Genomic DNA, 22,502 nt, shown 5'->3' with positions numbered 1-22,502 from the left:
TCCTCTCTTTTTTACCCTTGCATGACTAGACATGCACAGCTTCATCCAATTAAATTGTATCCCTAACTTTTTTGAAAAATAAGAAAGCTCCCTTTCAAATAAATGAAAGGGAGCGTAAATGAACGTATCTTGACGTACTCTTTTTTTAGAGAGCCCAAAATACATACTACATAGTTCGCTCTCGAAAGTCAAGACGGTTTTGTCCAGTTGTGACGGTCGGTTTATGAGGTTTATTTCTCTTCCTCTTCGTCCTCTAAATTATCTTCGTCAATTTCAGTTAAGTCGTCATCATCTTCATCGTCGTCGAATTCATCTAGCTCTTCATCGATTTCTTCATCATCTAACTCTAGATCTTCATCGTCGTCAAGAAGGTCAATATCTTCTTCAAGCTCGTCGATTTCTTCTTCTAAATCATCAAAGTCTTCTTCAATGACTGCAGCTTTTACTTTTTTCTTTTTCGCTTTTGTTTTAACGGCTGGCTGAACTTCTTCTTCGATTTGATCAACTGGATACCAGCTACGAAGTCCCCATCTCTGATCACCAAGCGAAATAAAACGACCATCTATATTTAAGTCTGTATAAAATTGAGCAAGTCGATCATTGAGATCAGATTTTTGTATCCCTTGCAAACGAACCATTTCATCTATTAACTCTGTAAACGTAATCGGTGTTTTACTGTCTCTGAAAATTTCATAAGCAAGTTCAACTAAAGACATTTGTTTGAGCTGTTCCTGTGAGTATTCTTTCAAACTCAAGGTCAGACACTCCCTTTCTATTACATGTATGTATCCATTTATCAGTGAAATAATAAGTATTTATACCTTATTCTGACGACAAACCATACCTCTCATTATAAACAAATGAGGGGAGTTTATGCCACCTTTATCGTAGTTAAATTTTGATTTTTTCTCATGAGGAGAATCGAGATGTCCATCATTTGTTCAGTTTTAGGTCGAATTGCATGTGAGAACACTTCAAATGTGCCTTTTTACTTGTCTTCTATCCAACCCCATTTCTGATAAATGATAACGAGTGTTTCAAGCCTCTTTATCTATTTTCAAGTGGAGTATAGTTGCTTCACATTTTGTTCACTTACATCAATTTGATGTGAAGTGACTAATTTTGAGAGGTTGATCGAATTAAATTAAGATGTGGATTGTTGGACCATCTACGAGTAAGGTGGTTAACCGAATCGCACCTAAAGGTAAGAAAATATACTTCATCCTCACCCTATTCACTTGATCGTATTTGGGATGGTTTGTCTTTATGCAGATATGCGGTTCAAAGCATCAGCACAGGATTTAAAGCACAATCAATTCTTTCTGATTACTATTCTTCTTTAAAAATTTGATTATGGAATCTTTTGTCTGTTTTGTGTTTGCCAAGAGTGGATGAAGTCGAAACAGCCAGTTACCTTTTCACCGTATTACTCAGCCCATAGAAACCGATTGAAATAGACCACCTTGATTGAGGTGGTCTGTGCTCATTTTCTAAATATCTAGCAGTTTCCTTGAGATAACAAGCCGCTGTATTTCCTGCGTTCCTTCATAGATTTGCGTGATTTTCGCATCACGCATGTAGCGTTCAACTGGATAATCCTTTGTATAGCCGTACCCGCCAAAGATCTGAACCGCTTCTGTTGTCACCTTCATGGCTGTATCACCAGCAAAGAGTTTGGACATGGCTGATTCCTTTCCATAAGGAAGGCCATTTGATTCAAGCCACGCCGCCTGATATGTGAGCAACCTTGCAGCCTCAATGGCTGTAGCCATATCTGCTAATTTGAAAGCGATACCTTGCAACTGAATGATTGGCTTTCCAAATTGTCGGCGCTCTTTTGCATAGGTAACCGCTGCATCGAGTGCACCTTGAGCAATCCCGACAGCCTGTGCAGCAATTCCATTTCTTCCACCGTCCAGCGTCATCATTGCGATTTTGAAGCCTTCCCCTTCTTGACCGAGGCGATTCTCTTCATGAAGACGACATTCTTCAAAAACAATTTCAGTCGTTGGAGAGGAACGTATACCAAGTTTACTTTCCTTTTTGCCAACGGAAAAACCTGGCGTCTCTTTTTCTACAATAAAGGCAGTGATATTCCGAGAGTTTGCCTCTGGGTCTGTCACTGCAAACACAATATAAAAATCTGCAATCCCACCATTTGTAATAAATATCTTCGCACCGTTTAATACGTATTCGTCTCCTACTTTCACCGCTGTTGTCTTCATACCGCCGGCATCCGATCCGGAACCACTTTCAGTCAGTGCATATGCCCCTACCTTTTGCCCCTCTGCCAGCGGCTTTAAGTACTTCTCCTTTTGCTCATCTGTTCCAAATGAATAGATGGGCCACGAGGCAAGTGATGTGTGTGCGGACAGTGTTACACCAGTGGAGGCGCATACCCTTGAGAGCTCCTCAATAGCAATCACATATGCCAAATAATCACTACCGATACCGCCAACTTCCTCTGGCCAAGGAATCCCTGTTAACCCAAGCTCCGCCATCTTACGAAAAATGGTTGGATCGTAAGTTTCTGTCTCGTCTCGCTCTGCTGCTGTTGGCTCTACTTCATTTTTTGCAAAGTCTCTCACCATTTTTTGTATCATTTCATGTTCATCGCTTAATTGGAACTGCATACGCGGCACCTCATTTCATTAGCTGTTTACAAATGACTAGCCTTTGAATTTCACTTGTTCCTTCATATATTTCACAAATCTTCGCATCACGAAAATAGCGTTCTGCCTTGTATCTGTTTGTATAACCCGCCATGCCAAGCAAATGGATGGCCTCTGTACTGATCTCGACCGCCGCTTTGGAAGCAAATAATTTTGCCATCGAAGCCTCCTTTGTGACCGGTCGATTCGCTTGTTTATAAGATGCGGCCTGATAGACAAGCAGCTTAGCCGCTTCCCATTTAGCCGCCATATCGCCAAGGCGAATGGTCGTCTCAATCCCGGCTGGATGCTGCTTTAGATAAGATACTGCCTCGGTCAATGCTGCTTCTGCAATGCCAAGACTTTGTGCTGCGATGCCGATTCTCCCCGCATTTAAGCTCGACATGGCAATTTGAAAGCCTTCTCCCTCAACGCCGAGCAACTGCTCCTTCGGGATGCGCACCCCATCAAAATGAAGCGTCACTGTTTTTGATCCATGAAGTCCCATCTTTTTCTCATCTTTTCCAACAGTAAATCCTGGCGTGCCTTTCTCAACAATGAAAGCCGATATATTCTTTTTAGTCGAAGAGGGGTCCGTCACTGCAAACACAAGGTACACATCTGCTTCTCCTCCACTTGTGATAAAAATCTTCGTCCCATTTAACACATAATGTTCGTCTGATCGCTCCGCCCTTAGCAGAATACTTGAAGCATCTGACCCAGCCGTAGGCTCTGTCAGACAGAATGCACCCAGCTTCTGCCCAGTAGCAAGCAACGGAACATATGACTCTTTTTGCCGGCTCGTGCCAAATGCTAAAATGGGCATTGTCACAACGGATGTATGAACTGAAACGATGACACCAATGGCCGCATTCACTTTAGACAGTTCGTGAATGGCAATAATATAGGTTGTAAAATCTGCTCCTAATCCATGATATGCGGAAGGGATTGGAATACCTAGGAAACCTTGCTTACTCATATCAGTTAAAAGTTTTCTAGGAAATCGGCCTTTTTCCATGTTCTCTATTTCAGGGAATACATATTGATGTGCAAACTCCGCTACCTGTTCTCTCCAAAGACGCTGTTTTTCTGTTAGTAAAACATCCATCTTGACTCCCCCTATGAGAGATCGTGGTATGTGTAAAAACCTCTCTTTGTCTTTTTGCCAAGCCAGCCCGCATTCACATATTTTTTAAGGAGTGGGCAAGGTCGATATTTACTATCCCCCAGCCCCTCGTGAAGAGTATTCATAATAAATAAACATGTATCAAGCCCGATTAAATCGGCGAGACGAAGCGGACCCATTGGATGATTCATGCCAAGTGTCATGATGCCATCAATACTTTCTGCATCTGCCACCCCTTCATAAAGGGCGTAAATGGCTTCATTAATCATCGGCATCAAAATACGATTTGAAATAAAACCCGGAAAGTCTTCTACTTCAATCGGTGTTTTGTCTAGTTTTTTGGCTGTTTCACAAACGATCTGATAGGTTTGATCATTTGTTTGCAACGCTCGGATCACCTCAACAAGCTTCATGACAGGGACAGGATTCATAAAGTGCATGCCAATGACTTGCTCTGGTCTTTTTGTGACTGCTGCTAATTCTGTGATCGACAAGGAAGAGGTATTGGTCGCAAATATCGCCTGATCCTCTGCATATTGATCAAGGGTTTCAAAAATTTGTTTTTTTACGATCATTTGCTCTGACGCAGCTTCAATCACCATATGAGCCTGCTTTACATCCTTTAAATCTGTGGAGACCGCAAGCCGTTGCGTGATCTCACGGACTGCTTGATGTGCCACTTTTCCTTTTTCCGCCCGCTTCGTCAGTTGTTTGGTCATGGAAGAAATGGCTCTATGGACCTGTTCTTCTGCTACATCATGGAGCAGGACGGTATAACCAGACTGTGCAAATACTTGTGCAATCCCTGTTCCCATTTGACCAGCACCGACGACCATGACGGTCTCTTCTGTACTCATGATCATAACCCCCTCCTCTTTTATTCCACCTGAATCATCAATGCATCCCCTTGACCGCCCCCACTGCAAATGGCTCCGATACCAATGCCGCCTCCTCTTTGTTTCAATGCATGAATTAAGGTCAGTATCATGCGCGTTCCACTTGCTCCGATCGGATGACCGAGTGCTACTGCCCCTCCGTTGATGTTTATTTTACGCCGGTCTAGCGCCAGTATTTTCTCACATGCCAAAACTACAGCAGAAAAGGCCTCATTGATTTCAAACAAATCAATATCCTCTAAACGTTTTCCTGTTTTCTGTAAGACCTTTTCGATTGCAAGAGCTGGGGTTTTCGGGAAATCCTTTGCCTCTAGTGCCACCTGTGCATGCCCAAGCACGACGGCCATTGGTTTTTCACCGTGATGTGCTGCATATGTGTCCTGCATTAAAAGGAGGGCACATGCACCATCATTGACACCAGGTGCGTTCCCAGCTGTGATTGTGCCGCTCGCATCAAAAACAGGCATGAGCTTTGATAATCTTTCATATGACGTATCACGCCGAGGTGATTCATCTGCTGCCATGAATTGATCCCCTTTTTTAGTCTTGACCGTGACTGGGGTGATTTCATTCTGGAAAAAACCGCTCCTATGAGCTTCGACAGCTCGCTCATGACTTCTGAGCGCCCATAGATCCTGTTCTTCTCGCGTAATCCCAAGTTCCTTCGCTGCATGACTTCCATATTCGCCCATATGAACACCTGTAAATGAACAGGTTAATCCATCTGAAATCATAGCGTCTTCCACAGCATCATCTCCCATTTTGTAGCCCCATCTTGCTTTTTTAAGAAGATAGGGTGCATGAGACATCGACTCCATTCCGCCTGCCACAATCACTTGTGCATCTCCAGCTCGAATGATTTGGTCGGCTACACTCACACTACGCATTCCAGAAGCACACACTTTATTGATCGTTTGCGTTGGAACTGACCATGGAATATCAGCATATCTTGCCGCTTGCCTTGAAGGAATTTGCCCTTGACCTCCTTGAAGCACACTTCCCATGATGATCTCATCTATCTCGTGAGAACCTGAGGCTTTTTCCAATGTAGACTTTATGGCCATCCCTCCTAATTCAGCGGCAGTGAAACTACTTAAAGATCCTCCCAGTTTTCCAAATGGCGTTCTCGCTCCAGCTACGATAACAGTTCTGCTCAATCGTTTCTCCCTCCAATTTGTTACCGCTTACATTCAAGTCAAACCGTTTGTTATAGACACCTAGTACATGCCGACGAACATGGCATTCATCGGCATGTCATCTTTATGAAGCTTGTGTCTTGGTCTCACCAAATACTGATTTTTCAAGAATCTCAGCAACGTCAAATGTATCAACTTGCTCTTCTACTTCCTTCGCTTTTGTCCCATCCCCAAGCATCGTCAAACAATATGGGCAACCGGAGCTGATAATGGATGGTTTGACTTGCAAGGCCTGCTCGGTACGCGCTGTATTAATGCGAGTTCCTGTCTCCTCTTCCATCCACATTAAGCCTCCACCAGCACCACAGCACATCCCTGTTTCACGATGACGCTCCATCTCTTTCAGCGTCACACCAGGAATGGCTTTTAAAATATCTCTTGGTGGATCATATACCTCGTTATACCTGCCAAGATAGCAAGAATCGTGAAAGGTAATCACTTCATTCACTTCATGTACAGGCGTTAATTTTCCTTGTTTGACAAGTTCTGCAAGCAATTCTGTATGATGGTACACTTCTGCATCAAGCCCGAAGTCTGGATATTCATTTTTAAATACATTATAAGCGTGTGGATCAATCGTTACGATCTTCTTGACGCCATTTTTCTGAAATTCTTCAATGTTCTTCGTCGCGAGCTCTTGAAACAAAAATTCATTCCCAAGCCTTCTTGGTGTATCACCTGAGTTTTTCTCTTTATTGCCTAAGATGGCAAAGGAGACCCCTGCTTTATTGAGCAGTTTTGCAAAGGCGAGCGCAATCTTTTGGCTTCTATTGTCATACGCACCCATTGAGCCAACCCAGAATAAGTAGTCAAAAGTTTTATCTTCTTTTTTCAGTTCTTTCACTGTTGGCACATACACATCTTCTCTAAGATCACGCCAGTTTTCCCTTTCTTTCCGATTCAGCCCCCAAGGGTTTCCTTGACGCTCGATGCTCGTCATCGCACGCTGTGCATCTGCATCCATTTTCCCTTCTGTGAGTACAAGATATCTGCGCATATCAATAATTTTATCAACATGTTCATTCATGACAGGGCATTGATCTTCACAGTTCCGGCATGTCGTACAAGCCCATATCTCTTCTTCTGTCATCACCTCACCAATGAGAGACGGATGATATAGAATTCCTGCTGCTGATTCTTCCGCTCCAGCTCCTCTTGCCTGCATTGCCAATTGGTTACCTGTTGTCTGCCTGAAGGCAAGCTGCGGTACCCAAGGTGTCTTGGATGTAATAGCAGCTCCTTTATTCGTCAAATGGTCTCTTAATTTTAATATTAAATCCATTGGTGAGAGCATCTTACCTGTTCCAGTCGCCGGACACATATTTGTGCAGCGTCCACATTCAACACAAGCGTAAAGATCAATCAGTTGAGATTGTCTAAAATCCTCAATTTTCCCAACACCAAAGGTCTCTTGTGTCTCATCTTCAAAATCAATTTTTTTCAGCTTGCCTGGCGGGTCCAACCTGCTGACAAACACGTTAACTGGCCCTGCAATGAGGTGGGCATGTTTTGACTGCGGAACATAAACTAAAAAAGTAAGCAATATCAGAAGGTGCACCCACCATGCGATATAAAAAACAACGGCAGCGGTCATTGGTGACAGCCCACTGAACAAGAAGGCAATGCTTGAAGCAATTGGCTCGGTTGATGATAGTGAATGCCCATGCCAGATGATATTCATGCCATTTCCAAGTAATACAGTCAGCATCAAACCACCAATAAACAAAAGCACAAGACCTGACTTAAAGCCTCGTTTTAAGCGTACAAGCTTCTCCACATACCTTCTATGAAACGCCCAAACAACTGCTACTAAAATTAGGAGCGTGACGATCTCTTGGAAGAAAGTAAAGACACCATACAGTGAGCCTAACGGTAGCCCGCTATCTGGAACGAGCCCCTTCATAATAAAATCAAGAGCACCAAACTGAACAAGAATAAACCCATAGAAAAACAGCACATGTATGATACCGCTCTTTTTATCCTTTAACAGCTTCTTTTGCCCAAACACATTGACCCATACACGTTTGAAGCGTTTCTTTAAGTCCTTTTGAAACTCTTCCTTTTTGCCAAGGCGAATATACGCCGTACGTGTTCGAATGAGATAAATAAACAAATAAACAGCGTAAGCGGTCACCGCCGCAAATGCGATAAAATTAACAATTAAAAGGCTATCCATCTTGCCCTCCCCCTTTCATTCCCCAAAAACCTCTTTGTTCCGTTTCCATGTTGTACCTCTATCATAAATAATGAATGAGTATTCAGTCAATATTTTTTACACGTTTGGGTACACTAATGAAATATGCAAAAAAGGAGGAACCTTCATGATCGCATTGATCATCCTACTCATACTCATCGCATTGGCACTGCTTGTGATGTTAGATATTTATATAGCAAAAAAATATTTTTCTGCACACGCTTTTGAACGGTCCTTTGAACAAACGAGTGGCGATGCAGTCTTTTATCATGATGGGGAACCACTTTTTGATCAGTTACTCACTGATATTAAACAGGCCTCTTCTTCTATTCATATGATGTTCTTTATTGTAAAGAACGACAAGATCGGGCAAAGAGTTTTACAAGCACTAAAAGCCAAAGCGGAACAAGGGGTTTCTGTCTTTTTACTGACCGATCGGATAGGATCATACTCGTTTGATCAACAAACAATACAAATGCTGAAAAAAAGCGGTATTCAGTTCTACTTTTTAAATAAACCCCGTTTTCCGTTTTTTATTTATCGGCTAAATATGAGAAATCACCGCAAGATCACAGTTATTGATGGAAAAATAGGCTATATTGGCGGATTTAATATTGGAGATGAATATGTAGGCAAAAAAGGACGTTTCGGCATTTGGAAGGATTATCATTTGAGATTGACAGGACCAATTGTAGCAGACCTGCAGTATGTGTTCCTAAATGATTTGTTCCGTTCATCTGGCATCCAGCAGCTACAATACGAGATTTTTCCTACATTTGAACCGGGAACATTACCATGTACGACACGTGCGACTGCTGGCTTTTCGCTTGAACAATTATTACTTCATGATATTCAACATGCAAAGCAACAGGTGATCATTTGCACACCTTATTTTATTCCATCGAAACAACTTCTTCAGGCCCTGCTCGATGCACGAAAGCGAGGAGTAACAGTGGAAATCGTCATTCCAATGAAGGCAGATCATCCTCTTGTCAAAGAAGCAGGTTTTCATTATCTAAAAAATCTGATTGAAACTGGCTGTCTCGTTTATCGTTTTTATAAAGGCTTCTATCATGCAAAAGCGATGCTGATTGATCAAAATCGCTGCATGATCAGTACAGCAAATTTTGATAAGCGTAGCTTGTTTTTAAATGAGGAAGTAGATGTGGTCATTGATGATGCCGACTTTACTGCACACGTAGAGGAAAAGATTCGGGAGCACATGGAAGTGTCTGAGCTTATGACAGAGGAGAAATTGACACAGCGTCCGCTTTTGTCACGTCCGCTGGAATGGGTTGGCGCCATGTTCTCGTACTTTTTATAAAGGAGATGACATATGCGTTATCGCTTTGGTTATGTATCTAATGCGGTCACATTATGGGACGCTTCTCCTGCTAAGTCGCTGACCTTCGCAAGATACAGCAAGTTGTCAAAAGAGGACAGGCAGGAGGCGTTATTACGTACAACAAAAGCTAATCTCGTGAATACGTTAAGGACCCTTTATTTCGCCATTGCCCATGATATCCCGCTTTACCGTTTTTCAAGTTCGATCGTTCCATTGGCAACTCACCCAGAAGTTCGTTGGGACTTTGTTACCCCCTTTCGCAAAGAGTTTCTTGAAATCGGTCAATTGGTCAAAAGGCACGGATTAAGAGTTAGCTTTCATCCAAATCAATTCACACTTTTTACAAGCCCGAACCCTTCCATTACAGCAAATGCAGTGATGGATATGACATATCATTATCACATGCTCGAGGCAATGGAGCTTGAAGAGGATGGCTATATGAACATTCACGTTGGCGGTGCATACGGAGATAAGGAATCCGCACTTCTCCGTTTTGATGAAAATATTAAACAACTTCCGGCTCATATCAAAGCGAGAATGACGCTGGAGAACGATGACAAAACGTACACATCGTTAGAGACGCTCACTGTATGTGAAAAGCACCATATTCCATTTGTTTTTGATTACCATCATCACGTGGCCAATAAAGATGATGATGCCGTGCTTGAAGACATCCTGCCAAGAATGTTCGACACTTGGACGAGCACTGGCATTCCGCCTAAAATCCACTTATCTTCACCTAAGTCTGAAAAAACGATACGCAGTCATGCAGATTTCGTGGATGTGTCCTTTGTCATGCCACTTTTTGAAGCATTAAAACCTTACGGACTCGATGTTGACTTTATGATTGAGGCGAAGTTAAAAGATCAAGCATTGCTCCGTCTTGTTGAAGAGCTGTCTGCGATAAGAGGCAACAAGCGAACAGGCGGAGGAACCATTAAGTGGAAATCATAGAGAAAGGTTTATCCCTATGCAAACAAGGGTAACAAAGCTATTGTGAAAAAGTAATTTTCAGGAGGATATGAAGGTGTCTCAAATCTACTCAATCCGAATTACTGCTAAAGCATTGAATTTACATAAGCTTATTTCTCTTTATGAAAAATGCCACAAGGCTCACCCATTTAGAATCAGATGACTTAATCGTGGTAGAAGGAAAAAAGGCTGAAGATCTACTTAGACCATTTAGTATGATAAAAGAAGAGCAGCACAGACGCTGCTCTTCTTCGAGCGTAAAGACCCATTTTATCCTCCTTCTGTAAACGCCTATGCCTCTTCATTCAATCAAATCCTTCCTAATCAAGTTTTTTCTATCCTGACAAGAAAAGCCCTTCTTCTGATATTATCCCCTCTAAGTAGACAGTGTAAAAAGCCCATTTTTTTGAACCAAATCTTGATGACGACCTTGTTCTTGAATGCCGTTTTCTATGACCACAATGATACAATTTGCAATTTTTATCATTGCAAGTCGATAAGCGATGTCGTCTGGTCGGCTGCCAAATGTGCTAACGTTGTTTCATCAAAGATGAGAACTGAAGAGAATGCCATTGATTTCGTGTTCACGCCATCATGGTGATCTCTCCATCATCACGATCATAAAAATGCGGCGGAAGACGTCAGATGGTGGACGACTCCATTGACCGACATCATTTTTATAGAAAAGGAGTTTCGTTTTACAAAAACGAATAATTTCTTCCAATGACACGTTTCACAACACACCTGAAAACAATCGGGCAAAAGATTCCTTTAAACGTTCCTTCAAGCCTCTTTTATAAAAATGAACCGGCCCCATCTGCTCACATTCCTTCATATCTTCTTCATAATGTGCTATCAATTGTGCAATCGGTTTCTCCGCAGCCATAAACACATTGACCTCAAAATTGAGCTGAAAGCTTCTCATATCGACATTCGCTGTGCCAACAGAGGCCAGCTCTCCATCTGCAATCATGACCTTTTGATGCATAAAGCCTTTCTGATAGTGATACACTTTAATGCCTTCTTTTAAAAGCTCTGGGAAATATGATCGTGTGGCGTACTGCGTCAAGAAGCCGTCATTCGTCTCCGGCACCATCACACGCACATCGACACCTCTTGTGGCAGCGATTTTTAGTGCTGTCCGAATCGACTCATTTGGCACAAAGTAAGGTGTGGCAATCCAAACAAACTTCTTGGCATTGGAAATGAGTGCATCATATAAATCACTCATACTTTCCTTCATATCAGGACCGGTTGGTACAACTTGAATGACGTCCTCTCCTGTGACAGGATGCGGTGTATGATACTTCGGGTCATCGATTAACACTTCATCTGATACGTACTCCCAATCCAACATAAAAATAGAGTGAAGAGTCTGAACAGCTTCACCCTTCAATATCGTATGCGTGTCACGCCAAAAGCCGATACTTTCATCTCGCCCTACATATTCTTTCCCAACATTTAATCCGCCGACAAACCCAGTCTTTCCATCAATCACAACGATTTTCCGGTGATTTCGGAAGTTGATTTTTTGATTAAAAAATCCATATTTCAACGGCAAAAATGGAGCCACTTTTACACCAGCCTGCTTCAATCGTTGAATATCTTTGCGTGAAAAACGAATACTGCCCACCGCATCATAAATAAAGCGAACCTCAACGCCTTCTTTCACCTTATCTATGAGAATCTTCATCATCTGATGACCGAGGAAATCAGATTTAAACTTGTAGTATTCAAGATGAATGAACGTTTCAGCCTTTTTTATTTCTTCAAACATTCGCCGAAATGTTTCTTCTCCATTTTTTAAAATCTCCATATCACTATTCGTATTCACATGCATGCCTGTCGCCTTTTCTGTATAGTGAAAAAAAGCACGCTGGCTATCTGTTAAACGCGTTTCATCCGGCCGACTCTCCAATTCAGATATTCTACGTAACTTCTCACGGTTATACATTCTCTTTGATTTAAACAAGTGCCCTTTTACATAGAGCTGTCCTGAAAACAAATAAAACAGATACCCAATGATCGGGAAAAAGATCAGCACATACATCCATAACAGCGTGTGCTGTGATGTGCGATTCTCTAGCATCAGTGACACGACGCTAAATAAAATAATCGCAACATAAAAAGTAGCATACAACTGGCTGCTCCATGCTGGTATCGGCAGCCAAAACACAGCATATGCGCCCAATATCATGAAATATAAAAATAAAAATTCCAGTCTCCTCTTTTCCACCGTTTTCCGCCTCATTCGTTTCCGTCTTTTTCTCTTTTATACCCTGTTTACAGCTTGACTCAAACGCAGATTGTCGTTTAAGCTTTCTTCTATCATTGACAGGTCGACAGAATTTGATGCTTGCAGTGGATGGTCGAATGAAAAACACATGCATTAGCGAAAAACAGACAATATGATTTTTTGACACAAGCAACATGATCGTTCATTACTAAAAACAAGACCCGCTCTTTTTCCTAAGCGGGTCTTGTTCATGTTACATTTTTTCAGGAGCGGATACACCGATCAATTTTAATGCATTGTATAGGGTAATTTGTGTTGCCTTCATTAATGTCAGACGTGCAATTGTTTTTGTTTCGTCTTCTACATCAATGACTTTCTCAGCATTGTAGAAGCTATGAAGCGCAGATGCCAAGTCGTTAATATAATTTGTCACGCGGTGCGGAATACGCTTTTCAGCTGCTTCTGCCACAACCTCTGGAAAACTGCCAATGATTTTCAGAAGATCATATTCTTTTTCCGACTGGATGTAAGAAAGATCTGCTTTTTCAAGGCTCGGCTCAAAGCCTTTTTCTTCACCTTGACGCAACATACTGCAAATTCTCGCATGTGCATATTGTGCATAATACACTGGGTTTTCATTAGACGTTGAAATCGCTAAGTCTAGATCAAAGTCCATATGTGTCGCCGCGCTTCTCATTGCAAAGAAATAACGAGTCGCATCTAATCCGACTTCCTCAATAAGATCACGCATGGTGACAGCCTTCCCTGTACGCTTGCTCATCTTCATCTTTTCACCATTTTTGTATAGGTGAACGAGCTGAATGATCTCCACTTCAAGTTTGTCCGCTGGATATCCAAGCGCTTGAATCGCCGCCTTCATTCGAGGGATATAGCCGTGGTGGTCTGCTCCCCAAATGTTAATCAGTTGGTCAAAACCTCTGTCTAGCTTGTCCTTATGATATGCGATATCTGGAAGCAAATAGGTGAAGCTGCCATCTTTTTTTATCAAGACGCGATCTTTGTCATCGCCAAAATCAGTCGAACGAAACCAAGTCGCACCCTCTGATTCATAGATATAGCCTTTTTCACGAAGCGTTTTAAGTGCGGGCTCAATTTTGTCGTTTTCATATAAGGATGTTTCTGAATACCATACATCAAACGGAACTCTGAAATTCTCTAGGTCTACACGTAGTTTCTCTAATTCATATTTTAAACCGTACTCACGAAAGAACTTCATTCGTTCTTCTTCTGGCTCATGCACGAAACGATCACCAAATTCATCGGCAATCTTTTGACCAATTCCTTTAATGTCTTCCCCTCTGTAGCCATCCTCTGGCATTTCCTTTTCAAGACCAAGCGCCTCGAAGTAACGTGCCTCTACAGATAACGCCAAGTTGTTTATCTGATTGCCCGCATCATTGATATAGTATTCACGGCTCACGTCATAGCCTGCTTTAGCGAGGATATTACAAAGAGAATCACCTACGGCTGCCCCGCGTGCATGTCCTAGGTGAAGGTCTCCAGTTGGATTTGCAGAAACAAACTCAACTTGGATTTTTTGTCCGCCCCCTGTATTTGTTTCTCCATAAGCGTCTTTTGCTTCAAGTACAGCTGGGATTAATTTTGTTAAATATTGATTGTTCATATAAAAGTTAATAAAGCCTGGTCCGGCAATATCAAGCTTTTCAATAGATGCTTTTCCTTTATCAAAGGCCGCCACAATGTCTTCTGCAATTTGACGTGGTGCTTTCTTTGCGATCCTTGCAAGCTGCATTGCCATATTGGTGGAATAGTCTCCGTGCGCCTTCTCCTTCGGCACTTCTAGCAAGACATCAGGCACCTGACTTTCTGTGGCAAGTCCTGCCTTGACGACTGCTGCAATTATCTCTTTCTTTAACGCATCTTTGACCTGTTCTGCGATATTCATGAACGTAAATCCTCCTTATACGAAATAGATAATGTATGTAAATGCTTTTGATTTTCACCTGTCAGCATATCGTACGTAATGTGCAATAACCCATTTTCCTCATCAAGTTCGATGCCATGTGTGTGCATATCAAGCTGAAGTGTGCCAAATGGCATTTTGTAATGTGTCACTGTCGTTTCTCCAATGAGAAAACGTTGCTTCATATGAATAGCACCTGATCTCATGACAAAAATCTCTTTTTCACTCATTTTCACAACGGTTTTCACTTTACCCATTTCATGTTCTTCATAGTAAGTGAGATACGTTTTGTCATTTATCTCTTGATACGTTCCAGTTGTTCGGAATTCAATTGTTTCAGCTTGCTCCGTCTCTGGTCTCATCACTGACTTTACATGAATTGAAATCTCGTTTTGTGTCATTTTGCACTTCCTTTGCTAAGACCCGTTTAACTAAAATAGTATACCATATTCACGATCGCCTATCATACCATCATCTCTAAACTTCACTTGGAATAAACGTTGTTTGAATGAGCTATTTCACTGTAAAAAAAGGAAAAGAGAAAATGAAGCTGATGAACAGAATAAATCCAATGATCAACCAAGCTAAAAAAAGAGCTTGTCCAAATTAAATGGCAAGCTCTTATATCACGATTTATTTCACAAACCCGAGCAGCATTTCGCGAAGAAGCTTGCTCGCTGTATTGGCTGTTTGGTCGGAGTGATCGTATACAGGCGCAACCTCCACAAGGTCTGCACCGACAACGTTCACATCAGAACCAGCAATGGCATGAATAGACGCAAGCAATTCCTTAGAAGTAATTCCGCCAGCATCAACTGTTCCTGTACCAGGCGCATGTGCTGGATCAAGTACGTCAATGTCAATGGTCACATAAACTGGACGACCTTTTAGTTTCGGCAATACTTCCTTCAATGGCTCCAGCACTTCAAATTTAGATATGTGCATGCCGGCTTTTTTTGCCCATTCGAACTCTTCTTTCATACCAGAACGGATACCGAAAGAGAACACATTTTCAGGACCGATCAGCTCTGCTACTTTACGAATCGGTGTAGAATGTGATAGCGGCTCACCTTCATATTCCTCACGCAGATCCGTATGAGCATCCATATGAATAATCGCTAAATCTGGATATTTCTTATGCATGGCACGGAAGACAGGCCAAGAGACTAGATGCTCCCCGCCCATTCCTAATGGAAATTTGCCCTTTTCTAAAATACTGTCGACGTACACTTCAATTAAATCTAAGCTTTTTTGTGCGTTACCAAATGGAAGTGGAATATCTCCTGCATCAAAGAATGGTACTTCATGCAACTGACGATCTAAATAAGGACTGTATTCTTCTAAACCAATGGATACTTCTCGAATGCGGTTCGGACCAAAACGTGAACCTGGGCGATAGCTCACTGTCCAATCCATCGGCATGCCATATAAAATCACTTTTGCATCTTCCCATGTTGGATGACTTCCAATAAATACTTTTCCTGAATAAGCCTCGTCAAATCTCATGCAAAGATTCCTCCTTTTAGCTTTCAAAAAATGCGCAAACAGTCATTTGCGCATCCCTAGTTTCACTTGATTATTTGATTAAGTCGCTCACAAATTTCGGCAGAACGAACGCCGCTTTGTGCAATTCTTTCGTATAATATTTCGTATCAATATCGAAGAAACGGCTGTCCTCCACCGCAAGTGGATCATATTTCTTCGAACCCATCGTAAATGTCCAAAGCCCGCTCGGATACGTTGGGATGTTTGCAAGATAAAGCTTTGTAATCGGGAAGATTTCTTTCACATCACGCTGTACATTCGTAATCAATTCTGGTGTGAACCAAGGGTTGTCCGTTTGTGCAACGAAAATGCCGTCTTCTTTTAATGCTTTTGAAATTCCTGCGTAAAATCCTTTGGAGAACAAATGAACCGCTGGTCCTACTGGTTCAGTAGAGTCCACCATAATGACATCATACTCATTGTCAGCTTCTGCAATGTGCATAAAACCGTCTCCCACTTTGACATCGACACGAGGATCATCGAGCTTGCCAGCAATTGAAGGAAGATATTTCTTCGAGTAGTCGATCACTTTGCCATCAATATCAACAAGTGTCGCTTTTTTCACACTTGGATGTTTGAGGATTTCACGAATGACACCGCCGTCTCCCCCACCTACGACTAGTACATTTTCAGGGTTTGGATGAGTGAAAAGAGGAACATGCGCCACCATCTCATGGTATACAAACTCATCCTTCTCTGACGTCATCACCATGCCATCTAAAAACAGCATATTGCCAAACTCTTCTGTTTCCACCACCTCTAAATGTTGATAGTCTGTTTGCTCCGTATGAAGGGTTTTATTGACCTTCAATGTAATGCCAAAATTCTTCGTTTGCTTTTCTGTATACCAAAGCTCGCTCATTGTTCATCTTCCTCTCATCCAATAATAAACAAACATCTATTGTTAGCGCCTGTAACGGCTATTACATATCGCGATTGTCCAAGAAGAAAGTATAGTGGATTCATAACAAATTGTAAAGAACCACATGACATATCTTCATTTTTCCATCATGCCAATGCATTCGCTTGTTTAAAACAGTTTTCTTTGTTCCATACTGATAAAAAACGGCAAAATGGGGGCTTTGCATGGACACAATCATGAGTAATAAAAGAATCCGCATGACCATGAAAACGATTCGAGCATGCTTTTTTATTGGCCTGCTCGCCTTTCTATTTGCAGGAACTGTCTTTTTGACAATCCTTTTACTGGCAAAATGGCAAGGTGCTCCTTCTGTGCAAGTTCCTCAATCCACGACCATTTATGCAGCAGACGGCTCGAAGCTTGGAGAAACCAATTTTGGAGAAAAACGGTATTGGGTTCCATTGAAAGAGATGTCTCCTTACATGAGACAAGCAGTTGTTGCCGTTGAAGATAAAACTTTTTATCAGCATCATGGGTTTGATATCAAACGGATGGCAGGTGCTGCGGTGGCTGATATCCGTGCCATGGCAAAGGTCCAAGGTGCCAGCACGATCACCCAGCAATACGCGCGCAACCTTTATTTAGATCACGATAAAACATGGAAGCGAAAGTGGAATGAAGCATTTTACACGATTCGCTTAGAGCAAAACTATACAAAAGATGAAATTTTAGAAGGCTATTTGAACACCATCTATTACGGTCACGGTGCGTATGGTGTGGAAGCCGCTTCTCGACTTTATTTCGGAAAAAAAGCAAAGGATTTGACTTTAGCCGAATCCGCCCTGCTCGCCGGAATCCCAAAAGGTCCTTCCCTCTATTCTCCTTATGTCAATCAGGAGAAAGCCCATTCAAGAAAAATGATGATCCTGAAACAAATGCAAGAAGATGGGATGATCTCAAAGAAAGCAGCCGCTGATGCGGCTCAAGAAAAACTGTCTTATCGTCCTTTGCAAAAACAGCCATTGCAAGCAAAACAAGCACCGTATTTTTATGATGATGTGATCAGAGAGCTGAAACAAAACCTTCACTTAACAGAGGAACAGATTGAAACCTATGGACTTCATATTCAAACAACACTGGACCCTGCTTTGCAAAAAATCGCTGAGAACACAATGAAAGACACCATAAATCCTCATTCAGACATCCAGATTGGCTTCACAGCTATTCATCCCCAGACAGGGCATGTGCTTGCCCTAGTTGGCGGAAGAGATTATAAGAAAAGCCCATTCAATCGGGTCACACAAGCTAAAAGACAGCCTGGTTCAACGATGAAACCATTGCTCTATTACATTGCAGTGCAAAATGGATTTACACCAGCGACAGTGATGCGAAGTGAGGAAACTGTATTTGAACTCGACGATCAAGGAAACGATGCTACCTATTCGCCAAGCAACTATCACGGCTATTACGCCAATGACGGCATTACAATGCTTCAAGCCTTGGCTCTTTCTGATAATATATATGCCGTCAAAACCCATCTGTTTTTAGGGATGGAACAGCTTGTACGTGCTGGCAAAACATTTGGCATCCATGAAAAACTGGATCAAGTCCCTTCTCTTGCTCTAGGTACGTCACCTGTTAAGCCCATTGAAATGACAAATGCGTATGCTATGCTTGTAAACGGGGGCAAACGGGTGAAACCAACTTTTATCACCAAAGTAACGGATGCAAAAGGCAACGTACTCTTTGAGGAAAAACAAAAAAGAGAGCAAGTGCTTGATGAAAAAGCGGCATTTGTCATAACAGACATGATGACAGGCATGTTCAATGATCAACTAAACGGGTATACGAGTGTCACCGGTCGCACGATCATGAAGGAACTCACACGAACATATGGCGGGAAATCTGGGACAACTGGAGCCGATAGCTGGATGATTGGTTTTTCCCCGCAGCTCGTCACAGGGGTGTGGACTGGATATGATAAAGGACGCACTATTGACTCTGTTGAAGAAACCGCCTATGCGAAAAAAATCTGGGCAGATTTTATGGAATCAGCCCTTGAAGATCAACCAGCCTCCTCCTTTATGCCGCCGGACGGAGTGAAAGGCGTGTATATCAACCCAAAAACCGGTGATATCGCAGGCCCCGGATGTGAATCAAAAGTATTCACTTATTTTATAGAAGGAACTGAACCGACAGGGGTATGTAATGGCGCCGAGAAAAAGGCAGTGGAGCAAGATCCGTCTCAAGATCAAAAGCCAAGAAAATGGTGGGAAAAATGGTTGAACCGATAAATAAAAAAAGACATGAAAAAACCCGAGATGAACAAATCTCGGGATTCTCCATGTCCTAGCTTTAACACCAGTTTACTCAAAAAACAGCTAGAATGGGTAGCCTTCCAGCCATTCTTCACAAAAAATTCACAATTAATCAGCGACGGCGAGCCCTTTTTTCAATTCATCTGTTGATGCTTCCCAAAGAGCTTCATTATGTGTCTTTAAGAAATTAGCGAGTACCTTCTTGGACGAATCATCCATATGGTCCACGATGATTTTACGTTTCATTGATTTATCCATTAAATTCACATGTTCTGGGAGCGACTTATATCCGCGGCGAATCGAACGGTCGACCGTCATTTCACATGCTGTCACCCCTGCGTAATAAGGACCCACTTCCCTGCGGTCAATGGTCACCCACACGAGCCAATATGGTTTTCCATTTGGAACCTCTTCTTTATTTTTCAAAAATTTAATTCCTTTTTCTACTGCACTTCTTGCATGCATCGCACCGATATCAATGAAAGCTTCCTTCTCCTTCACATCAATAATGACGGGTGAGATGTTATCAAGGCTGAGCGCACCTGCCCCAAAACCTCCATGCCCGTCAGTTGCATCTGTTTTTTTAATGATATTAAAACCAATTGGTTTCTTTTTTTTACCTTCCATTCATCTGACCTCCTAAAGCAGCGGCTTGAAAATGATATTAAACCAATTAATTATTTGATCTCTCATACTGATCAGCGGGCCAAAAATAAACTGACCAAGGGGCGTAATGACGAATATCAGGAAAATAATGATCCCATATTGTTCAAATTGCGTCATCTTTGCCCGAATGCTCGGACTGACGACATCCTCAATAATCCGATATCCATCAAGCGGCGGAAGTGGTAATAAGTTAAATAAAAACAAAATAAGGTTCAAGTTAATAAATATTAGAAAAAAATAATCCACACCCGGCTCAAAATGAATGACCCACTCTCCCCCAAATTTCTGAAGAAGGATATACATAAAAAAGCCAATGAACGCTAAAAACAGGTTACTTAGCGGTCCGGCAATAGATACACAAATCCCAGCTAATCGAGGATGTTTAAAATGATAACGATTCACCGGTATTGGTCTTGCCCAGCCAAACCCAGCGACAAATATCAAGATCGTCCCGAATACATCAAGGTGCTTCAGAGGATTTAATGTCAATCTCCCCTGATTTTTAGCTGTCGGGTCTCCAAAACGATAAGCAACAGATGCATGTGCCAGCTCGTGCATCGTGAACGCAACAACAAGCGTAATGGCGACAAATGGAATGAGTGCTAATGGATAAACAAACAATTGGTCCAAAAACATAAATCCCTCTTTCTTTCTATACAATGATTTACTTCATTCAGTATACTATAAGAACTCCCTTAAACTAAAGGGAAGCGTAACATTGAAGGAAAAAGGAGGATTGAATATGCCGATTGTCACCGTACAAATGCTTGAAGGAAGAACAGATGAACAAAAAAGAGCACTTGTGGAAAAAGTAACAGCTGCAGTTGTGGAAACAACAGGCGCAGGAGCAGAAAAAGTCTCTGTCATTATTGAAGAAATGAAAAAAGAACACTATGCCGTAGCAGGAAAACGAATGAGCGACCAGTAAGCATATAAAAGGACAAACCCCTCGTGTTTGAGTGTTTGTCCTTTTTGTTTCTTATCTTATCTATACCAAGCTTTATTACGATTCACTTGATTTTTATGTGCAGCATCAAAAAAATCGACTGTGTAAGAATAATCATAATTCATTAAGCAAACAATACCACTTCCTTGAGGGTCATGAGGTAAACCAAAGTTATGACCATATTCGTGAGTAGCTGCTTTCGCTGTATTCGCTGTTCCTTGATCAAGGTTAACGGCAAATGCACTTCCGCTCGGAGCACTATTATATACATAAGCGATACCGCCAGCATCAAAGTTTGGATTTGCTGTAAATCCTGTCACAAAGTCATACCCTCTGCCATCAAAGCTACGCTGAAGGTTTGAAAGAATTTGATCAGCGTTAGACCCAGAAGACGTCCAAGACCCTACCGCTTGTACAACAAAATCGACATCGTGGTCACGATTAAATGTGACATCCGCTTGCTCAATGATGCTGGCAATACGTGTTTGCCAATCGCTATATTTCGCACGATACTGTGCATCTGCTACCGCATAGACTGTCACTTTTTGACTGCCTGTGCTTGCTTTCGTTGAAATAGAATCTCCTGTATTCGCCTTAAAGGTTCTTGATCCAACCTGCTTACCAGATTCATCTAAAACCTTTGTCGTTACATCACGCTCAATTGAAGGAGCTGTCATCAAATCTTTAAAATCGTTTGCCTTTGGCAACCCATCACTGATATGTGTTTCAAATGGCGCATGATGATGATCATGATCATGACCTGCACTCGTTAATGGTGCTGAAGCAGAACTTACCCCCGGTAACAAACTACCTACCAATAAAAATGACAAAAAGACTGATCGTTTTCTCATTCCTATCCCTCCTTTGTTTTTAACAAGGTTATATATTCACTGAAAATTCACCATTTTCCTTCTATTCAGTCAAAAACAGGAAGTTAGATTCACAAGAATGTAGTCTAATGACGCCATATTCACTAATTTTTCAGATATTTTGGCACACATTTCATTAGAAAATAGCGCTTTTGGCATGGGTCCTCACAAACAAAAAACGCCCGAATTCTGTCGGGCGTTTTGGCAAAACTAGCACAATTCTCTTAATTGATCAATATAATTAAGTGCGGCTTCAAATTCTTCGTCCGTATACCGCTGCTTCCTTTTAATTGTGAAGACCTTTTCCTTCACCTCATCTTGAGACAAGTCATCAAAGTATAAAATCGTCGAGACGAGCTCAAGAAAACGGGACGATTGCTGATTCATCTGCTGAGTAATCCCCTTTACGTCAGGCATGTCCACTTCACACTGCTCGAGAAACTCCTTCCCATTATCCGTTAGCGAATAGCGATATTGATAGTATCCGCCCTTTTTTTCCTTCATTTCGTCCAAGAATCCAAGGTTACACAGCTCTTCAATCCTAAGCGTCAACTCCTCTGAATACGGGCCATAAAAATGAAAATCGTATTTCTCATAAAAAGGCAAGTCTAACTTTTTTGCTATGTAAATCATTTTTTGCAGCTTCTTCCGTCCAACGATTTCTCCTGATTCAGAGAATACCTTCATCAACTTTGCATGTTCTTTCAACAAATTCCCGACATCTCCTTTTTCAAT

At 41.8% G+C, this 22,502-nt stretch carries 19 protein-coding genes; 4 read left to right on the top strand and 15 right to left on the bottom strand.

What is annotated here, in order from left to right:
* Nucleotides 1-230: 230 nt before the first annotated feature.
* The 6 genes from rpoE to ABVJ71_RS12555 form a co-directional block, all read right to left on the bottom strand.
* Nucleotides 231-755: a DNA-directed RNA polymerase subunit delta gene (rpoE, locus tag ABVJ71_RS12580; RefSeq protein ID WP_353854314.1), complete on the bottom strand. Its 525-nt coding sequence runs from the start codon at nucleotides 753-755 to the stop codon at nucleotides 231-233.
* Nucleotides 756-1,490: 735 nt separating this feature from the next.
* On the bottom strand, nucleotides 1,491-2,633 hold the full coding sequence (locus tag ABVJ71_RS12575; protein WP_353854313.1) for an acyl-CoA dehydrogenase: 1,143 nt from the start codon (nucleotides 2,631-2,633) through the stop codon (nucleotides 1,491-1,493).
* Nucleotides 2,634-2,643: 10 nt separating this feature from the next.
* The gene (locus tag ABVJ71_RS12570; protein ID WP_353854312.1) at nucleotides 2,644-3,759 is read right to left on the bottom strand and encodes an acyl-CoA dehydrogenase family protein; all 1,116 of its coding nucleotides are present in this window, start codon (nucleotides 3,757-3,759) and stop codon (nucleotides 2,644-2,646) included.
* Nucleotides 3,760-3,770: 11 nt separating this feature from the next.
* A complete protein-coding gene (locus tag ABVJ71_RS12565; protein WP_353854311.1) occupies nucleotides 3,771-4,634 on the bottom strand; it encodes a 3-hydroxybutyryl-CoA dehydrogenase in 864 nt (287 codons plus the stop codon).
* Between the two features lie 20 nt (nucleotides 4,635-4,654).
* Nucleotides 4,655-5,830: an acetyl-CoA C-acetyltransferase gene (locus tag ABVJ71_RS12560; RefSeq protein WP_353854310.1), complete on the bottom strand. Its 1,176-nt coding sequence runs from the start codon at nucleotides 5,828-5,830 to the stop codon at nucleotides 4,655-4,657.
* 103 nt (nucleotides 5,831-5,933) lie between these two features.
* Nucleotides 5,934-8,045, bottom strand: coding sequence for a heterodisulfide reductase-related iron-sulfur binding cluster (locus ABVJ71_RS12555; RefSeq protein ID WP_353854309.1), 2,112 nt, complete (start codon nucleotides 8,043-8,045; stop codon nucleotides 5,934-5,936).
* Between the two features lie 145 nt (nucleotides 8,046-8,190).
* On the opposite strand from ABVJ71_RS12555, the gene cls (ABVJ71_RS12550) reads away from it, so the two are divergent.
* Both cls (ABVJ71_RS12550) and uvsE read left to right on the top strand, forming a co-directional pair.
* Complete coding sequence (gene cls / locus ABVJ71_RS12550) at nucleotides 8,191-9,387, top strand: cardiolipin synthase (RefSeq protein WP_353854308.1); 1,197 nt, start codon at nucleotides 8,191-8,193, stop codon at nucleotides 9,385-9,387.
* A 12-nt stretch (nucleotides 9,388-9,399) separates the two neighbouring features.
* Nucleotides 9,400-10,362, top strand: a complete 963-nt coding sequence (uvsE, locus tag ABVJ71_RS12545; protein ID WP_353854307.1) for a UV DNA damage repair endonuclease UvsE — start codon at nucleotides 9,400-9,402, stop codon at nucleotides 10,360-10,362.
* A 751-nt stretch (nucleotides 10,363-11,113) separates the two neighbouring features.
* Here uvsE and cls (ABVJ71_RS12540) read toward each other — a convergent pair.
* From cls (ABVJ71_RS12540) to speE, 5 genes are all read right to left on the bottom strand, one after another.
* The gene (gene cls / locus ABVJ71_RS12540) at nucleotides 11,114-12,616 is read right to left on the bottom strand and encodes a cardiolipin synthase (RefSeq protein ID WP_353854306.1); all 1,503 of its coding nucleotides are present in this window, start codon (nucleotides 12,614-12,616) and stop codon (nucleotides 11,114-11,116) included.
* 253 nt (nucleotides 12,617-12,869) lie between these two features.
* A complete protein-coding gene (gene argS, locus ABVJ71_RS12535) occupies nucleotides 12,870-14,543 on the bottom strand; it encodes an arginine--tRNA ligase (protein ID WP_353854305.1) in 1,674 nt (557 codons plus the stop codon).
* The gene (locus ABVJ71_RS12530; protein WP_353854304.1) at nucleotides 14,540-14,962 is read right to left on the bottom strand and encodes a DUF1934 family protein; all 423 of its coding nucleotides are present in this window, start codon (nucleotides 14,960-14,962) and stop codon (nucleotides 14,540-14,542) included. Before ABVJ71_RS12530 ends, argS begins: the two co-directional genes overlap by 4 nt.
* 232 nt (nucleotides 14,963-15,194) lie before the next feature.
* Nucleotides 15,195-16,067: an agmatinase gene (gene speB / locus ABVJ71_RS12525; protein ID WP_353854303.1), complete on the bottom strand. Its 873-nt coding sequence runs from the start codon at nucleotides 16,065-16,067 to the stop codon at nucleotides 15,195-15,197.
* 70 nt (nucleotides 16,068-16,137) lie between these two features.
* The gene (gene speE, locus ABVJ71_RS12520; protein ID WP_353854302.1) at nucleotides 16,138-16,968 is read right to left on the bottom strand and encodes a spermidine synthase; all 831 of its coding nucleotides are present in this window, start codon (nucleotides 16,966-16,968) and stop codon (nucleotides 16,138-16,140) included.
* A gap of 224 nt (nucleotides 16,969-17,192) precedes the next feature.
* Here speE and ABVJ71_RS12515 point away from each other — a divergent pair, with 224 nt between their 5' ends.
* Complete coding sequence (locus ABVJ71_RS12515) at nucleotides 17,193-19,262, top strand: transglycosylase domain-containing protein (protein WP_353854301.1); 2,070 nt, start codon at nucleotides 17,193-17,195, stop codon at nucleotides 19,260-19,262.
* 132 nt (nucleotides 19,263-19,394) lie between these two features.
* Here ABVJ71_RS12515 and ABVJ71_RS12510 read toward each other — a convergent pair whose 3' ends face one another.
* Both ABVJ71_RS12510 and ABVJ71_RS12505 read right to left on the bottom strand, forming a co-directional pair.
* Nucleotides 19,395-19,913 (bottom strand): YwhD family protein, encoded by a 519-nt coding sequence (locus tag ABVJ71_RS12510; protein ID WP_353854300.1) that lies wholly within the window; start codon nucleotides 19,911-19,913, stop codon nucleotides 19,395-19,397.
* Nucleotides 19,914-19,925: 12 nt separating this feature from the next.
* On the bottom strand, nucleotides 19,926-20,582 hold the full coding sequence (locus tag ABVJ71_RS12505; protein ID WP_353856657.1) for a site-2 protease family protein: 657 nt from the start codon (nucleotides 20,580-20,582) through the stop codon (nucleotides 19,926-19,928).
* Between the two features lie 112 nt (nucleotides 20,583-20,694).
* On the opposite strand from ABVJ71_RS12505, the gene ABVJ71_RS12500 reads away from it, so the two are divergent.
* Entirely contained in the window at nucleotides 20,695-20,880 is a 186-nt protein-coding gene (locus ABVJ71_RS12500) for a 2-hydroxymuconate tautomerase (protein WP_353854299.1), read from the top strand.
* Between the two features lie 56 nt (nucleotides 20,881-20,936).
* Here the strand turns inward: ABVJ71_RS12500 and ABVJ71_RS12495 are convergent, their stop codons facing one another.
* Complete coding sequence (locus tag ABVJ71_RS12495) at nucleotides 20,937-21,749, bottom strand: zinc-dependent metalloprotease (RefSeq protein WP_353854298.1); 813 nt, start codon at nucleotides 21,747-21,749, stop codon at nucleotides 20,937-20,939.
* Between the two features lie 228 nt (nucleotides 21,750-21,977).
* A complete protein-coding gene (locus tag ABVJ71_RS12490; RefSeq protein WP_353854297.1) occupies nucleotides 21,978-22,478 on the bottom strand; it encodes a YwgA family protein in 501 nt (166 codons plus the stop codon).
* Nucleotides 22,479-22,502: the final 24 nt, after the last annotated feature.

The organism is Bacillus sp. Bos-x628 (assembly GCF_040500475.1).
Lineage (GTDB): Bacteria > Bacillota > Bacilli > Bacillales > Bacillaceae > Bacillus > Bacillus maqinnsis.
This window is presented reverse-complemented; position numbering and strand designations above follow the sequence as displayed.

Excerpts from the sequence above, each read along its gene's own strand:
- cls (WP_353854308.1), top strand. The coding sequence starts at position 8,191 with ATGATCGCATTGATCATCCTACTCATACTCATCGCATTGGCACTGCTT.
- speB (WP_353854303.1), bottom strand. The coding sequence starts at position 16,067 with ATGAGATTTGACGAGGCTTATTCAGGAAAAGTATTTATTGGAAGTCAT.
- ABVJ71_RS12530 (WP_353854304.1), bottom strand. The coding sequence starts at position 14,962 with ATGACACAAAACGAGATTTCAATTCATGTAAAGTCAGTGATGAGACCA.
- speE (WP_353854302.1), bottom strand. The coding sequence starts at position 16,968 with ATGAGCGAGCTTTGGTATACAGAAAAGCAAACGAAGAATTTTGGCATT.
- ABVJ71_RS12500 (WP_353854299.1), top strand. The coding sequence starts at position 20,695 with ATGCCGATTGTCACCGTACAAATGCTTGAAGGAAGAACAGATGAACAA.
- ABVJ71_RS12510 (WP_353854300.1), bottom strand. The coding sequence starts at position 19,913 with ATGGAAGGTAAAAAAAAGAAACCAATTGGTTTTAATATCATTAAAAAA.
- ABVJ71_RS12565 (WP_353854311.1), bottom strand. The coding sequence starts at position 4,634 with ATGAGTACAGAAGAGACCGTCATGGTCGTCGGTGCTGGTCAAATGGGA.
- ABVJ71_RS12515 (WP_353854301.1), top strand. The coding sequence starts at position 17,193 with ATGGACACAATCATGAGTAATAAAAGAATCCGCATGACCATGAAAACG.
- argS (WP_353854305.1), bottom strand. The coding sequence starts at position 14,543 with ATGAATATCGCAGAACAGGTCAAAGATGCGTTAAAGAAAGAGATAATT.
- ABVJ71_RS12575 (WP_353854313.1), bottom strand. The coding sequence starts at position 2,633 with ATGCAGTTCCAATTAAGCGATGAACATGAAATGATACAAAAAATGGTG.
- uvsE (WP_353854307.1), top strand. The coding sequence starts at position 9,400 with ATGCGTTATCGCTTTGGTTATGTATCTAATGCGGTCACATTATGGGAC.
- ABVJ71_RS12570 (WP_353854312.1), bottom strand. The coding sequence starts at position 3,759 with ATGGATGTTTTACTAACAGAAAAACAGCGTCTTTGGAGAGAACAGGTA.
- ABVJ71_RS12555 (WP_353854309.1), bottom strand. The coding sequence starts at position 8,045 with ATGGATAGCCTTTTAATTGTTAATTTTATCGCATTTGCGGCGGTGACC.
- ABVJ71_RS12495 (WP_353854298.1), bottom strand. The coding sequence starts at position 21,749 with ATGAGAAAACGATCAGTCTTTTTGTCATTTTTATTGGTAGGTAGTTTG.